General features: G+C 67.9%; 12 protein-coding genes. 5 read left to right on the forward strand and 7 right to left on the reverse strand.

From position 1 onward, the window contains the following. Positions 1–4: 4 nt before the first annotated feature. Both NQV17_RS06970 and NQV17_RS06975 read right to left on the reverse strand, forming a co-directional pair. A complete protein-coding gene (locus NQV17_RS06970; protein WP_044848083.1) occupies positions 5–250 on the reverse strand; it encodes a DUF3717 domain-containing protein in 246 nt (81 codons plus the stop codon). Between the two features lie 327 nt (positions 251–577). After that, positions 578–2,113, reverse strand: a complete 1,536-nt coding sequence (locus NQV17_RS06975) for an amino acid permease (protein ID WP_124488802.1) — start codon at positions 2,111–2,113, stop codon at positions 578–580. A 517-nt stretch (positions 2,114–2,630) separates the two neighbouring features. Between NQV17_RS06975 and NQV17_RS06980 the strand changes: the two genes are divergently transcribed. From NQV17_RS06980 to argG, 3 genes are all read left to right on the forward strand, one after another. Continuing rightward, on the forward strand, positions 2,631–4,163 hold the full coding sequence (locus NQV17_RS06980) for a diguanylate cyclase (RefSeq protein WP_374692681.1): 1,533 nt from the start codon (positions 2,631–2,633) through the stop codon (positions 4,161–4,163). 152 nt (positions 4,164–4,315) lie between these two features. Then, positions 4,316–5,386, forward strand: a complete 1,071-nt coding sequence (locus tag NQV17_RS06985) for an FUSC family protein (protein ID WP_257770807.1) — start codon at positions 4,316–4,318, stop codon at positions 5,384–5,386. A 358-nt stretch (positions 5,387–5,744) separates the two neighbouring features. Next, positions 5,745–7,079 carry an argininosuccinate synthase gene (gene argG, locus NQV17_RS06990; protein WP_044848086.1) on the forward strand — a complete coding sequence of 445 codons (1,335 nt, stop codon included), beginning with the start codon at positions 5,745–5,747 and terminating at the stop codon, positions 7,077–7,079. A gap of 147 nt (positions 7,080–7,226) precedes the next feature. Here argG and NQV17_RS06995 read toward each other — a convergent pair whose 3' ends face one another. The 3 genes from NQV17_RS06995 to NQV17_RS07005 form a co-directional block, all read right to left on the reverse strand. Further along, positions 7,227–7,592: a nuclear transport factor 2 family protein gene (locus NQV17_RS06995; RefSeq protein WP_257770810.1), complete on the reverse strand. Its 366-nt coding sequence runs from the start codon at positions 7,590–7,592 to the stop codon at positions 7,227–7,229. A 110-nt stretch (positions 7,593–7,702) separates the two neighbouring features. Next, positions 7,703–9,013 (reverse strand): MFS transporter, encoded by a 1,311-nt coding sequence (locus tag NQV17_RS07000; RefSeq protein WP_257770812.1) that lies wholly within the window; start codon positions 9,011–9,013, stop codon positions 7,703–7,705. 201 nt (positions 9,014–9,214) lie between these two features. Next, complete coding sequence (locus NQV17_RS07005; RefSeq protein ID WP_257770814.1) at positions 9,215–10,297, reverse strand: tartrate dehydrogenase; 1,083 nt, start codon at positions 10,295–10,297, stop codon at positions 9,215–9,217. 108 nt (positions 10,298–10,405) lie between these two features. Here NQV17_RS07005 and NQV17_RS07010 point away from each other — a divergent pair, with 108 nt between their 5' ends. Continuing rightward, positions 10,406–11,314 (forward strand): LysR substrate-binding domain-containing protein, encoded by a 909-nt coding sequence (locus NQV17_RS07010; protein WP_257770816.1) that lies wholly within the window; start codon positions 10,406–10,408, stop codon positions 11,312–11,314. A 248-nt stretch (positions 11,315–11,562) separates the two neighbouring features. Continuing rightward, the gene (locus NQV17_RS07015; protein WP_257770818.1) at positions 11,563–12,075 is read left to right on the forward strand and encodes a helix-turn-helix domain-containing protein; all 513 of its coding nucleotides are present in this window, start codon (positions 11,563–11,565) and stop codon (positions 12,073–12,075) included. Between the two features lie 319 nt (positions 12,076–12,394). On the opposite strand, the gene NQV17_RS07020 is transcribed toward NQV17_RS07015, so the two are convergent. Next, on the reverse strand, positions 12,395–12,814 hold the full coding sequence (locus NQV17_RS07020; RefSeq protein WP_124528896.1) for an ATP--cob(I)alamin adenosyltransferase: 420 nt from the start codon (positions 12,812–12,814) through the stop codon (positions 12,395–12,397). 133 nt (positions 12,815–12,947) lie between these two features. Continuing rightward, positions 12,948–13,748 carry a helix-turn-helix domain-containing protein gene (locus NQV17_RS07025; RefSeq protein WP_124528898.1) on the reverse strand — a complete coding sequence of 267 codons (801 nt, stop codon included), beginning with the start codon at positions 13,746–13,748 and terminating at the stop codon, positions 12,948–12,950. Positions 13,749–13,845 lie beyond the last annotated feature (97 nt).

Raw genomic sequence — 13,845 nt, forward strand, 5'->3', positions numbered from 1 at the left:
CGCGTCATGCCTCGGTCGCGTACAGCGCATCGCGCTGCGCGTCGCTCAGCGAGTCGAGCGGAACGTCCGGCAGCCGATAGCAGATCATCGTGCCGTACAGTTCGGCCAGGCAGTTGCTGCCGGCGTCGAGCGCGTAGCCGTCCTCGCCGTCCGGCGCCGGCGGATACACTTCGCGCCACGCATTGATCGCGGCTTCGATTCGCACGATGGAAACGGGTCCGGCCTTCCGCTCGGCGGGTGATGCGCTCATGGATTCCTCTGGATTGCGCGCTCCGCGGGCCGGGCCGGCCGCGGCGGAACGATGGAAACGCCGGGCGCCGCCGGCCGCCGCAACGGGCGCGCGCGGGATGCCCGATCCGCGCCGCGCTCGTCGCGCCGGCCGGGCCGTGGCCCGGTAGGGTCGGGAAATATAACCGGCTTTGACCCCGTGCAGCGCAAAGCCGACAAAAAAAGCGGGGGCGGCGCCGGCTGGAACGGTATCGGGAACGACGCACGCGTCGGCTACCCAACGAAAAACGGGAAGCCCGCGGGCTTCCCGTTTTCATCGCGCACCACGCGGCCGGTGGCCGCACCGGCATCAGCCGACGGTTTCGCGGTTCTCCACGCGCTGCAGCTGCGCGCTGCGGTTCGCGGCCGCCCACGGCGCGATCTCCATGTCCTCGTAGCGCACGAAGCGGCTCTTGTTCAGGAGCCGGTAGCCGAGCCACACGACGAGGAACAGCGGAATGCCGACGTAGGTCGCGGCCACGCCCGCCCAGTCGATCCGGTTCGCGAGAAACGCCTGGTAGTCCTGGCCGAGCGCGATCACGAGACACAGCACGAACGCGAACAGCGGGCCGAACGGAAACCACTTCGACTGGTACGGCAGCTGGTCGACCGCGTAGCCCTGCTTCACGTAGCCCTTGCGGAACCGGTAGTGGCTGATCGCGATGCCGAGCCACGCAATGAAACCCGTCATCCCCGACGTGTTCAGCAGCCACAGGTATACCGTCTTGTCGCCGTACAGCGACGTGAAGAAGCACAGCGCGCCGACGGCGGTCGTCGCGTACAGCGCGTTGCGCGGCACGCCGCCCGGCGACAGCTTCGCGAACAGCCTCGGCGCACGGCCTTCCGTCGCGAGGTTGTAGAGCATCCGGGTCGACGCGTACATGCCCGAGTTGCCGGCCGACAGCACGGCCGTCAGGATCACCGCGTTCATCACGCCGGCCGCGAACGCGAGGCCCGCGTGGCGGAACACGAGCGTGAACGGACTCACGCCGATGTCGGTCACGTCGCTCTTCAGCAGGTTCGGGTCGGTATAGGGAATCAGCACGCCGATCACGAAGATCGCCAGCACGTAGAACAGCAGGATGCGCCAGAACACCTGGCGCACCGCGCGCGGAATCGTCGTGCGCGGATTCTCCGATTCGCCGGCCGCGACGCCGATCAGCTCGGTGCCCTGGAACGAGAAGCCCGCGATCATCGCGACGCCCATCAGCGCCGGCAGGCCGCCCGCGAACGGCGCATCGCCGATCGTCAGGTTGCCCCAGCCGTTGCCCGGCGCGCCCTTCAGAATGCCGAAGATCATCAGCAGGCCGACGCCGATGAACGCGACCACGGTGACGACCTTGATCAGCGCAAACCAGTATTCGGCTTCACCGAAGCCGCGCACGGTCAGCGCATTGAGCAGGAACATCACGCCGAGGAACGCGGCGCTCCACCAGACGCCCGGCACGTCCGGGAACCAGTAGTGCATCACGAGCTGCGCGGCGACCAGCTCGACCGCGATCGTCACGGCCCAGTTGTACCAGTAGTTCCAGCCGAGCGCGAAGCCGAAGCCTTCGTCGACGTATTTCGCGCCGTAGGTCGCGAACGAGCCCGACACCGGCATGAACGCGGCCATTTCGCCGAGGCTCGTCATCAGGAAGTAGACCATCAGGCCGATCAGCATGTACGCGACCATCGCGCCGCCGGGGCCGGCCTGCGAGATCGACGCGCCGGACGCGACGAACAGGCCCGTGCCGATCGAGCCGCCGATGGCGATCATCGTCAGATGGCGCGCCTTCAGCGCGCGATGAAGCTTGGGTGGGTTCGCGGACGAACCGGGTTGGTCGGAATTCGGAATTGCGGACATAAACGAGACGAACGTTGAGCGGGCCGGCATCCGGGGCCGGCGCATGCGGGATCGGGGCGCGTCGCGCCGCCTGCTGCGATGCATTCGATGCGGCCCCGATACGCGTTGCGCGCCGGGCGCCAGCGGCGAAGCGCGGATTCTACCTGATTCGCCGCGGGGACCGCTCGGGTCCGGACGCCCCGGCGCCGCATGCCGACGCGGGGTGATCCGCGCCGGCGAACCCATCCGTCCGATACGCACTCGCGCCGGCGCAATAGCCCGATCCTGTATTAAACCGACAAAATCGATCTATATGCCCTAATAATCAGACAAAATACCGGCCATCCATAATCGCGATTCAAATCGAAACGAACACCCGGCTTACGGTAATGATGCGTAATCGTTCCGAATCGAATTGGCGCATGCATGTTTTGCATCGAGCGGCGAGATTCGGGAATTCGCGAGATAATGCCGACTAATGCGAATTAATCAGAGCGCGGAATCGTCGACGACGCAATATCCGCCGCCTGCCCCGAGGATGATGCCACCCACGCCGCTCGCTACGCTGCGCCGTCATACCGCGACGGCCGTGGCACGCATACTGTCGCCCCGCGGCGTGCTCGTCGCCGGCGTCGTGCTGCTGCTGTTCAGCTGGGGACTCTCGGCGTCGCTTTTAATCGAGGCACGCCACGACGCATACGACCATGCGGTCGAAAATGCGCGCAACCTGATGCTGCTGATCGAGCGCGATATTTCCCGCAATATCGAACTGTATGATCTTTCGCTGCAAAACGTCGTCGACGGGCTCGCCGATCCGGAACTGACGGCATTGCCGCCGCGCCAGCGCCACCGGCTGCTGTTCGACCGCGCCGCGACCGGCGCGTATCTCGGCGCCATTTTCGTGATGGATCCGCACGGCAATATCGTGATCGATTCGGCCGCATCGCCGCCGCGACAAGGCAATTTCGCCGACCGCGAGTATTTCGCCGTGCATCGCGACCGGCGCGCGCAGGGCCTCTACATCAGCCGGCCCTATGCGTCCCGGCTGCGCGGCGGCGCGCTGACGATCGCGCTCAGCCGCCGGATCACGCTGGCCGACGGCCGTTTCGGCGGAATCGTCGTCGGCACGCTCAACATCGGCTACTTCCGCGCGCTGCTCGACGGGCTCGCGGTCGGCAAGCACGGCAGCGCGGCGATCGTCGAGGACAACGGCGCGCTCGTCTCGCGCCTGCCGTACGATCCGCGCGTGGTCGGCCTCGACCTTCACCAGTCCCCACTCTTCATCAAGGCGCAGCGCAACAGCGAAGGCGTGTTGACGGGCGTCGGCGCGATCGACGGCGTGCGGCGCGTCTACGTCTACAAGCATCTCGCGAATCTGCCGCTGATCGTCGACGTCGCGCCCGCCGAGATCGACATCTACGCGCCGTGGCGCCATCGCGCGATCTGGACCGCCGTGCTGATGGGCCTGTTTACCGTGTTCATCGTCGGGGGCTCGCTCGCGCTGTCGCGCGAACTCGAGCGCCGACAGGTCACCAAGTTGAATCTGTACCGGCTCGCGCACACCGATTCGCTGACCGGGCTCGACAACCGCGGCACGTTCGATGCCGTGCTCGCGACGGAAGCGCAGCGCGCGTCGCGCAGCGGCCGCCCGCTGTCGGTGCTGTTCGTCGACGTCGATCATTTCAAGGCGTTCAACGACTACTACGGCCACCTCGCCGGCGACGACGTGCTGCGCCGCGTCGCGCAATCCGCGTCGCGCTGCCTGCGCCGCGACAGCGACCACGTCGCGCGCTACGGCGGCGAGGAATTCGTCGTCACGCTGCCCGACACCGATGCGCAGGGCGCGGCGACCGTCGCCGAAGCGATCCGCCGTGCGATCGCGGGGCTCGATATCGCGCACGTCCGCAGCCCGTACGGGCACGTGACGGCGAGCATCGGCGCCGCGACCAGCGCCGGCGGGCGCGTCAACGCCGCGACGCTGCTGCGGCAGGCCGACGCGGCGCTGTACCACGCGAAGTCCGGCGGCCGCAATCGCGTGTCGAACGCCGAGGTGAATACGGCCGACGCGTGACGCGGCAGCCGGCGGCACCCGCGCCGCGCCGCCGTGGACAGCCCGCGCGCGTTCGGCTAGCGTTACGTCAGCTGCGCGTGCGGCGCCGCGCCGGCCCGCCCGCGCAGGCTGCCCGCGCATTCCGGCCACCCGCCGGCCACCCCCGCTCCGTCATGACCGCCCAGCTCCCTGCCCGATTCCCGCCGCTCCTGCGCCACGCGCTCCGTCCGCTGCTGGACCCGTACCGCCGCTACCGGCACGCGAAGCTGATCCATGCGGCGCGCGTCGCGCTCGCGATCCTCGTGTCGATCGCCTTGTCCACCGGCCTGCGCGTGCCGCACGGCGAATGGTCGACGATCACCGTGCTGATCGTCGTCGGCGGGCTGCAGCACCACGGCAACATCCGCAAGAAGGCGGCCGAGCGCGCGCTCGGCACGTCGATCGGCGCGCTCGCGGGGCTCGGGCTGATCCTGCTCTACTCCTTCCTGCACGCGCCGCTCGCGATCTACCTGCTGATGGCGATCGCGTGCGGGCTCTGCGCGTATCACGCGATCGGCAAGGCCGGCTACATCGCGCTGCTGTCGGCGATCACGATGGTGATCGTGGCCGGCCACGGCGACAACGAGATCGTCGACGGCCTGTGGCGCGCGGTGAACGTGCTGACCGGCATCGCGATCGCGCTGGCGTTCTCGTTCGCGCTGCCGCTCTACGCGACCTACTCGTGGCGCTACAAGCTCGCCGACGCGCTGCGCGCGTGCGCGGCCGTGCATGCGCGGCTCGCGGGCGACCGCCACGTGAGCGACGACGCGCACCTGAAGGAAATGGCCGCGCTGAGCGCGCTGCTGGTGCAGCTGCGCTCGCTGATGCCGTCGGTGTCGAAGGAATGCGACATCCCGGTCACGCAGCTCGAGGCGATCCAGCGCGGCCTGCGCCTGTGCATCGGCTACCTGGAGATCCTGTCGAGCACGGTGCCGGCCCGCGACGACCTCGCCGCGCGCGAATACATGCGCATCGAGATGAAGGCGATGAACCGGCGCATCCGCGACACGCTCGTCGGCGCGAGCCGCGCGCTCAAGTTCGGCACGCCGAGCCGGCTCGCACCGCGCCGCCGGCCGGCCGAGCCGCCGCACGACGCCCCGCCGGCGCAGTTGTCGGGCTACGTGTCGATCACGGCCAAGCTGGCCGGCGAAGTGGATCAGTTGCGCGAGAAACTGCTCGATACCGCGCAGGCATGGAATATCTGAACCTGCAGGTTTGACGATTCGAAGGCCGACGGACGCCGGGCGCCGGGCGCGTCAGGGCATCTTTCATTAGCCTTTCGTAAAAGGTGACCCGGCGTCCCTGAGCGCGGATGCCGCACCGGCCGACCGATCTGGCCCCGCCAATCGGGGTGCGCGCCGGCGCGCCTTTGCCAGTTTCGACCGCCGTCCGAGGCCGTTTCGCGCCGGATTCTCCGGCCGGTTAACCGCCCGTCAGGCCCGTCGCGACAGGCCCGAAGACGTATTGGCGCGAAAATCAGGTCTTGCCCCAACTTCCCGGACAGCCGATACTCGCATATTCCGCGAAATACGATCCCACCGGCTTCAATCCACGGTAATTCCTATGAGCACGATTCTCGAAAGCCTCCCGACCGGCCAGAAGGTCGGTATCGCCTTCTCCGGCGGCCTGGACACCAGCGCCGCGCTGCACTGGATGAAACTGAAGGGCGCCGTCCCGTACGCATACACGGCGAACCTCGGCCAGCCCGACGAAGACGATTACGACGCGATCCCGAAACGCGCGATCGAATACGGCGCAGCCGGCGCCCGCCTGATCGACTGCCGCGCGCAGCTCGTCGCCGAAGGCATCGCCGCGCTGCAAAGCGGCGCGTTCCACATCACGACCGCGGGCGTCACGTACTTCAACACGACACCGATCGGCCGCGCCGTGACGGGCACGATGCTCGTCGCCGCGATGAAGGAAGACGGCGTCAACATCTGGGGCGACGGCAGCACGTACAAGGGTAACGACATCGAGCGTTTCTACCGCTACGGCCTGCTCGTGAACCCGGACCTGAAGATCTACAAGCCGTGGCTCGACCAGACGTTCATCGACGAACTCGGCGGCCGTGCCGAAATGTCCGAATTCATGAACCAGGCCGGCTTCGCGTACAAGATGTCGGCCGAGAAGGCGTATTCGACCGACTCGAACCTGCTCGGCGCGACGCACGAAGCGAAGGACCTCGAAAGCCTCGAAAGCGGCATCAAGATCGTGAACCCGATCATGGGCGTCGCGTTCTGGCGCGACGACGTGAAGATCGCCGCCGAGGAAGTGACGGTGCGCTTCGAAGCCGGCCAGCCGGTCGCGCTGAACGGCGTCGAGTTCAAGGACCAGGTCGAGCTGCTGCTGGAGGCGAACCGCATCGGCGGCCGTCACGGCCTCGGCATGAGCGACCAGATCGAGAACCGCATCATCGAGGCGAAGAGCCGCGGCATCTACGAAGCCCCGGGCCTCGCGCTGCTGTACATCGCGTACGAGCGTCTCGTCACCGGCATCCACAACGAAGACACGATCGAGCAGTACCGCGAGAACGGCCGCCGTCTCGGCCGCCTGCTGTACCAGGGCCGCTGGTTCGACCCGCAGGCGATCATGCTGCGCGAAACGGCGCAGCGCTGGGTCGCGCGCGCGATCACCGGCGAAGTGAAGATCGAACTGCGCCGCGGCAACGACTACTCGATCCTGAGCACGAAGTCGCCGAACCTCACGTATCAGCCGGAACGCCTGTCGATGGAGAAGGTGGCGTCGACGTTCTCGCCGCGCGACCGGATCGGCCAGCTGACGATGCGCAACCTCGACATCACCGATACGCGCGACAAGCTGCGCGTGTATTCGCAAGTCGGCCTGCTGACGCCGGGTGAAGCGTCGGCGCTGCCGCAGATCAAGGGCGACGACAAGTAAGTCGCTTCGTTCGACGCCGGGGCGCGTAGCCGATACGCGCTTCGGCCGGGCAGGCCGCATGTGCATCGGTGCATGCGCGGCCTGCTGCATTCCCCTCCGCTGCTCCGCTTCCTGCTTCCCCCTTCCTGCTTTCCTTCCGCTATCGCATCACGCCGCATAGTGGGCGAATGCCTCGTTCACGCGACCACCGGCAACGAAGCGGAATACCTCGACCGCGCCGCGTCCGTTTGCGCCGCGATAGTGAATGGCAACGCTATCCACGCCCGCCAGCACCGAAATGAACTCGAACCGCAGGCCCGGAATGAGTTCCAGCGCCTTCGCCCAGTACGCGCGCACCGCGTCCTTGCCGCGCAGGCATCCGCTCGGCTCGCCCGCGATCCGCACGATCATCGGCGAATGCGTGACGAAGGCATCGTCGTAGTGGGACAGGATGCGGTCGAGATCGTGCGCGTTCCATGCGTCGATCCAGTCCTGCGCGAAGTGCCGCGCGAATGCGTCGGTGATCGGTTCCATCCGGCTCGTCGTCTCCGTATCGGGCGCGGCGCGAATGCCGGCCCGTGCGCTCGAGTGTAGCAGCGGCCGCACGGCGCCCGTGCACGCGCCGCGTCCGGCAGGCCCCGCCGTCAATGATGATGCCGCACCCCCGCCACGACCTGCTCGCGCGCCCCCTTGCGGCTCAGCATGAGCGTGACGACCGCCGACACCGCGAGCGTGCCCGCCACCACGTACAGCCCGGCCGCATACCCGCCCGTCACGTGCTTGAGCCAGCCGATCGCGAACGGCCCGACGAAGCCGCCGAGGTTGCCGATCGAGTTGATCATCGCGATCCCCGCGGCCGCGCCGGCGCCGGACAGGAACGCGCTCGGCATCGCCCACAGCGGCGCCTTCGCGGCGCTGATCCCGATGTTGACGACGACCAGCGCGAGCACGGTCAGGAGCGCGGTGCCCGCCTGCCCCGCGAATACGAAGCCGATGCAGGCCAGCACGCACGGCATCACCACGTGCCACGTGCGTTCGCCGGTGCGATCCGAATGCCGCGCCCACCCGATCATCGCAACGACCGCGGCGATGCTCGGGATGCCGGTCAGCAGGCCCGTCTGCCACGCGGTGAAGCCGAACTGCCTGACCATCAGCGGCGCCCACAGGCCGAGCGTATAGAGCCCCGCCGACGTGCCGAAGTAGATCAGCGCGAGCGCCAGCACGCGCGGGTCGCGCAGCGCCTGCCACGCGCCGGCCGTGTGCCCGGCATGCGTGTGCCGCGCATCGGCCTCCGACTTCAGCTTCGCGACCAGCCAGTCGCGCTCGTCCGGCTGCAGCCACGCGGCCTTCGACGGCGCATCGGTCAGGCACTTCAGCACGACGAAGCCGAGCAGGACCGCGGGCAGCGCCTCGACGATGTACAGCATCTGCCAGTCGGCGAGCCCGAACATCGGCGGCAACTGCATGATCGCGCCCGACAGCGGCGAGCCGATCGCGGTCGAGATCGGCGCGGCCGCCATGAACCACGCGGCCGCCACCGCGCGCTGCTTCGCGGGAAACCACAGGCTCAGGTACAGGATGATGCCGGGGAAGAAGCCGGCTTCCGCGATGCCGAGCAGGAAGCGCAGCACGTAGAAGCTCGTCGGCCCGGCCGCGAACGCGGACACCGCCGACACGATGCCCCACGTGATCATCACGCGCGCGATCCAGATGCGTGCGCCGACGCGATGGAGAATCAGGTTGCTCGGCACTTCGAACAGAAAGTAGCCGATGAAGAACAGGCCGCCGCCGAGTCCGAACGCGGTCGGCGACAGGCCGATCGCCTTGTTCATCGTCATCGCCGCGAAGCCGACGTTGACGCGATCGAGAAAGCTGACGAAGTAAAGCAGCATCACGAACGGAATGATGCGCCACATCAGTTTCCGCGCGACGCGGGTTTCCAGATCCGCTTGCATGTGTCTCCTCCTTCGAGGTCGAGATGTGCGCTGTCCGCGCAGGCTCGGTGGGTACCGCCGGCATCACGACGAAGCGTGCGCGCCGGCGCCCGGCTCGCGTCGAATGCGCGAGTCGCGGGCAAAAAATCCGGGGTACGGCGAACGGAAGGCGGCCGGCTGCGCGCGCGGCCGTCGCCGTTCTCGTCGCCGTTCTCGTTACTGTCAGGCGGCGACCGCCGCGTGCGCGACGCGCTCGCAGACGGCGGCCGTCACCTGCGCGGTCGTCGCGCTGCCGCCGAGGTCGCGCGTATGCAGCGACGGGTCGGCCGTCACGGCCTCGATCGCCTGCATCACGCGCGCAGCTGCTGCCGTCTCGCCGAGATGCTCGAGCAGCATCACGACCGACCAGAACGTGCCGACCGGATTCGCGAGGCCCCGGCCCATGATGTCGAACGCGGAGCCGTGGATCGGCTCGAACATCGACGGATAGCGGCGCTCGGGATCGATGTTGCCGGTCGGCGCGATGCCGAGGCTGCCCGCGAGCGCGGCCGCGAGATCGCTGAGGATGTCCGCGTGCAGGTTGGTCGCGACGATCGTGTCGAGCGACGCCGGGTGGTTCACCATGCGTGCGGTCGCGGCGTCGACGAGTTCCTTGTCCCACGTGACGTCGGGGAATTCCTGCGCGACCTGCTTCGCGATCTCGTCCCACATCACCATCGCGTGACGCTGCGCGTTGCTCTTCGTGATGACGGTCAGCAGCTTGCGCGGACGCGACTGTGCGAGCCGGAACGCGAAGCGCATGATGCGTTCGACGCCGGCACGCGTGAGGATCGACACGTCGGTCGCCGCCTCGATCGGATGCCCCTGGTGCACGCGGCCGCCGACGCCCGCATATTCGCCCTCCGAGTTCTCGCGCACGATCACCCAGTTCAGGTCGGCCGGCCCGCAGCGCTTCAGCGGCGCGTCGATGCCGGGCAGGATGCGCGTCGGCCGCACGTTCGCGTACTGGTCGAAGCCCTGGCAGATCTTCAGGCGCAGGCCCCACAGCGTCACGTGGTCGGGCACGTCGGGGTCGCCCGCCGAGCCGAACAGGATCGCGTCCTTGCCGCGCAGCGCGTCGAGACCGTCGGCCGGCATCATCGCGCCGTGCAGTCGGTAGTAATCGGCGCCCCAGTCGAAATCCTCGAACTCGAACGCAAAGCGGTCGCTGCCGCGGGCCAGCGCTTCCAGCACCTGCTTGGCCGCAGGCACCACTTCCTTGCCGATGCCGTCGCCGGGAATGGTCGCGATACGGTAGGTCTTCATGCTGACATCCTCGATTGATCGTGAGCGTGAACGCACTTTACCGAACTGGAAGTGCAGAAACCGGGGCTATACTCAAAGCATCTTTAACTTCAATTCATGAATCCCGTCATGGCGGATACCGTCCAGCCGGCCGATCTCGGCTTCTTCTCGACGCTGGCCGCGGCGGGCAGCCTGAGCGCGGCTGCGCGCGAGCTCGGGCTGACCGCGGCGGCCGTCAGCAAGCGGCTCACGCAGATGGAGCGGCGCGCGGGCGTGACGCTCGTCAACCGCACGACGCGGCGCATGATGCTGACGCCCGAGGGCGACGTGTATCTCGACTACGCGCGCCGGATCCTCGATCAGATGGACGAACTGGGCGAACTGCTCGGCAGCGCGCAGCAGCGGCCGAAGGGGCTCCTGCGCGTGAACGCGACGCTCGGTTTCGGGCGCAGCCACGTCGGCCCGGCGATCTCGCGCTTCGTCGCGCGTTTTCCGGAGGTATCGGTGCAGTTGCAACTGTCGGTGATGCCGCCGCCGCTCACCGACGACGCGTTCGACGTCTGCATCCGCTTCGGCGAGCCGCCCGACACGCGCGTCGTCGCGCGACGGCTCGCGCCGAACCGCCGGCTGCTGTGCGCAGCGCCCGCGTATCTCGCGCGGCACGGCACGCCGGGCACGCCGCACGAGCTGACGCGGCACAACTGCATCGGCATCCGGCAAGGCGACGAAGGCTACGGGATCTGGCGGCTGACGAGCGGACGCGGCGCGGCGCGCAACACGGAAGCCGTGCGGATCAACGGCAACCTGACGACGAACGACGGCGAGATCGCGGTGAAGTGGGCGCTCGACGGGCACGGCATCCTGATGCGCGCCGAGTGGGATATCCGCGACTTTCTGGCCGACGGGCGCCTCGTCGTCGTGCTGCCCGACTACGAAACGCCGAGCGCGGATATCTACGCGGTGTATGCGCAGCGGCATCAGATGTCCGCGCGGATACGGGCGTTCGTGGATTTTGTGGCGGGGGAGCTGGGTGGGTGACGGGAGGCGGGCGGAAGGCGCTGACGCACGCTGCAGGGCGAGGAGGCACCGGACGTCCCGCGCAAACCGCATGCGGCGTTGAACCGGCCGGTCGGCACGATGCCAATATTTCGGCTATTTTTCATAAAAAACGCCAAAATATTTACACTTTGACCCATGAGACACTATCGGGATGCCGCTTGCCTCAAGCCAAAGTGCTATTATTTTGGCGTTATTCGACAAAAAGCGCTGAAATATTAGCTCCGACCATGGCCAAGAAGACTGCCCCGCTCTTGCCGGCATCCAGTCGGCTGCTCGTCGACTTCGGCGAGCGGCTGAAGTTGGCGCGCCTGCGCCGAAAGCTGACGGCCAAGCAGGTCGCGGAACGCGCGGGCATGTCGCCGATGACGCTTCGCTCACTCGAGGCGGGCAGTTCGGGGGTAACGATGGGGGCCTATCTTTCCGTCATGCAGACGCTCGGGCTCCAGGGCGATCTGGAAAAGCTGGCCGCCGCGGACCCGCTCGGCCGCCAGCTTCAGGACGCCCGACTCGCCACGCCGCGGCGCTCGAAGCAAGTGGCTTCGACACCGGCCGCGGCAGCGCTGCACACGTCCGGCAAGCGCGCTCGCGCGAGCGTTTCCCCCACCGCCCAAGCCGACGGAACAACGACGACGGCATCCGGTCACGCAGTGCCTGACGAGAATCGCGGCACGACCGCCGCGGATCTGACCGCATTGCTGAAACCCGTGGGCAAGCGACACGGAGGGGCGACCAGGAAATGACGACCATCTCCGTCTATGCAGACTGGGACGGGCTGCCCGCTCCCCGAAAACTCGGTCTTCTGCACAGTCGACAGACACGTGCCAGCGAACGGTTCGAATTCCAGTACGACGCGGTTGCGCTGGATGCACCCGAGTTCGCCGGCGTGCAACTCGACTGCCGCGCGCGTAAAGCTGTTCATCTCGACGATGCGCGTGAAGATGCGCATCGCGCGAATCGGATTGTCCACCGGAAACTCCCGCGGAATACGGCATCGTGCGCGAACGCGACGCGGCGCATGCCTGTCAGTGAGCGAGCCGCGCCGCCGGCGCGGCGACCGGTTCAGTCGCGCGTGGCCGCGGCCGCGCGGGCCGGCGCGGCGAGCAGCTGCCGTGCCAGCGCGAGCGCCTCGTCACGATTCGCCGCCGCGTTCAACGGATAACCCCAGACCTTCTCGAACGCGGCCGAGAACGCATCGAGCGCAGCGCGCCGCTGCGCGTCGGGCTCGACCGCGATCATCGCGGGAATCCATTCGCGCGATTGCGCGCGATTCGCCTTGCTCCATTTCGCGAGCTGCTTGCGCATCTCGTGATCCTGCGCATCGCGATCGTCGCCGGACGGCGCATCATCGGTCAGGAACACGAAACGTTCGCGGCGCGCGAGCAACGCGTCGAGTTCGGCCAGCAAGTGCGCGGGATCGCTCGACGGCGAACGCGCGTAACGCAACCACACCAACGGGAATTCAGTCGTGACGATCTGCATGTCGGCCTCCAGATGAGAATGATTCTCATGCTAGAGATCGACGCCCGTCCCGTCATTTCTCGTGCCGGCCAACCGCTTGTTCGATCCGGCCAAGCGCGCGCGTGCCGATCCGGCACGGCTCAGCACGGCACGGTCAGCGCTGCCGGTCGGTCAGGTATTGGGTCGGCGACTTGCCGGTCGCCTTGCGGAACATCGTCACGAAGCTGCTCGCGCTCTCGTAGCCGAGGTCGATCGCGATCTGGTGCACGCGGCGGCCCGCCGTCAGCATCCGCAGCGACAGCGCGACGTGCAGCCGCCGGCGCCAGTCGCCGAGGCTCATGCCGAGTTCCTTCGCGGCGAGCCGCGTGAGGCTGCGCTCGCTGACGCCGGCGCGGCGCGCGAGTTCGGGCAGCGGCGACTTGTCGGCCGGGTCGTCGAGCAGGTGATCGATCAGCCTGCGCAGCCGGCGGTCGGCCGGCATCGGCAGATACAGGTCCTCGACCGGCGCCGCCACGAGTTCGTCGAGCAGCGTCGCCATCAGCCGCCCCTGCGGACCGTCGACGTCGTACAGGCTCGGGAAGCTCGCGGCCTTCAGCAGCAGTTCGCGCAACAGCGGCGACATGCCCAGCGTGCAGCAGCGCGCCGGCAGGCCGGGCGCCGCATCGGGCTCGACCAGCACCGCGTAGAACGTCGCGCCGGCCGAACCGCGCGCCGAATGCGTGACGCCGCCCGGAATCCACACCGTGCATTGCGGCGGCGCGCTCCACACGCCGCCGTCGATCTCGCAATAGATGACGCCGCTCAGCGTGTACAGCAGTTGCGCCTGCGGATGGCTGTGCCGTTCGAGCCGCCATTCGGGCTCGACGACCGAGCCGCCGAACACGACGAGCGGACGCGGAACGTGATAGACGTCGGCATCGGCAGCGGGGTCGGTAACGGGTGGCAGGTCGCGCATGGAGCGATGGTGTCGAAAGCGGCCGGACGGCGTGCCCGCGCGGCCTTTCGTGCTTATACCAGAAAGGCGCCGGCGCGGCCGCGCGGCTCCCGGCCGG

Origin of the sequence: Burkholderia sp. SCN-KJ, assembly GCF_024656005.1 — a bacterium.
GTDB lineage: Bacteria > Pseudomonadota > Gammaproteobacteria > Burkholderiales > Burkholderiaceae > Burkholderia.

Excerpts from the sequence above, each read along its gene's own strand:
- NQV17_RS06970 (WP_044848083.1), bottom strand. The coding sequence starts at position 250 with ATGAGCGCATCACCCGCCGAGCGGAAGGCCGGACCCGTTTCCATCGTG.
- NQV17_RS06975 (WP_124488802.1), bottom strand. The coding sequence starts at position 2,113 with ATGTCCGCAATTCCGAATTCCGACCAACCCGGTTCGTCCGCGAACCCA.
- NQV17_RS06980 (WP_374692681.1), top strand. The coding sequence starts at position 2,631 with ATGATGCCACCCACGCCGCTCGCTACGCTGCGCCGTCATACCGCGACG.
- NQV17_RS06985 (WP_257770807.1), top strand. The coding sequence starts at position 4,316 with ATGACCGCCCAGCTCCCTGCCCGATTCCCGCCGCTCCTGCGCCACGCG.
- argG (WP_044848086.1), top strand. The coding sequence starts at position 5,745 with ATGAGCACGATTCTCGAAAGCCTCCCGACCGGCCAGAAGGTCGGTATC.
- NQV17_RS06995 (WP_257770810.1), bottom strand. The coding sequence starts at position 7,592 with ATGGAACCGATCACCGACGCATTCGCGCGGCACTTCGCGCAGGACTGG.
- NQV17_RS07000 (WP_257770812.1), bottom strand. The coding sequence starts at position 9,013 with ATGCAAGCGGATCTGGAAACCCGCGTCGCGCGGAAACTGATGTGGCGC.
- NQV17_RS07005 (WP_257770814.1), bottom strand. The coding sequence starts at position 10,297 with ATGAAGACCTACCGTATCGCGACCATTCCCGGCGACGGCATCGGCAAG.
- NQV17_RS07010 (WP_257770816.1), top strand. The coding sequence starts at position 10,406 with ATGGCGGATACCGTCCAGCCGGCCGATCTCGGCTTCTTCTCGACGCTG.
- NQV17_RS07015 (WP_257770818.1), top strand. The coding sequence starts at position 11,563 with ATGGCCAAGAAGACTGCCCCGCTCTTGCCGGCATCCAGTCGGCTGCTC.
- NQV17_RS07020 (WP_124528896.1), bottom strand. The coding sequence starts at position 12,814 with ATGCAGATCGTCACGACTGAATTCCCGTTGGTGTGGTTGCGTTACGCG.
- NQV17_RS07025 (WP_124528898.1), bottom strand. The coding sequence starts at position 13,748 with ATGCGCGACCTGCCACCCGTTACCGACCCCGCTGCCGATGCCGACGTC.